This is a genomic window from Candidatus Symbiopectobacterium sp. NZEC135 (genome assembly GCF_025962695.1).
This window is the reverse complement of the sequence record NZ_JAGFPF010001337.1, coordinates 1-590: the sequence shown is the minus strand read 5'-3', so window position 1 is coordinate 590 and position 590 is coordinate 1. Positions and strand designations below refer to the sequence as shown.

Genomic DNA, 590 nt, shown 5'->3' with positions numbered 1-590 from the left:
ACCATCGCTTCCACGGTGATCATGGCATCATCGACCAGTAGCCCCAGCGCAATGATCAGTGCGCCCAGCGAGATGCGTTGCAGGCCAATATCTGCCAACATCATCCCGGTAAACGTCATCGCCAGCACCAACGGAATGGCTGCCGCCACCACCAGACCCGCGCGTAATCCCAGCGAAACAAACGAAACGGCCAGCACGATGGTTATCGCCTCGATCAGCACCTTGACGAAGCCGTGAACCGCCTGTTCGACCACGGCGGATTGATTGGCAACCTGGGTTAATTCGATGCCATAGGGCAACTGTGCCTGAATGGCCGTCATCCGGTGCGTAATCGCCTGACCAAAACGCAGCATGTTGCCCGTGGGAGCCATCGCAATCGCCAAACCGATCGCGGGTTGTCCATTCACCCGAAATGCCAATGCCGGCGGTTCAACGGGTTGGCGGCTGAGGGTAGCGATATCCGTAAGGGGAAGGTAACGTCCGCCGATATTGAGCGTGACATCACGCAGGCTCTCTTCTGAGCGAAATGCACCACTGACGCGCAACGCAATATTATCCCGGTCCGTGCGCAGCGTTCCTGCGGGGGCAAC

The 590-nt window shown here is 58.5% G+C and carries 1 protein-coding gene; it reads right to left on the bottom strand.

Annotated elements, in window-relative coordinates; translation table 11 throughout:
* Window positions 1-590 (bottom strand): efflux RND transporter permease subunit (locus J5224_RS34140; protein ID WP_264629284.1); only part of this gene is annotated, 590 nt, incomplete at both ends.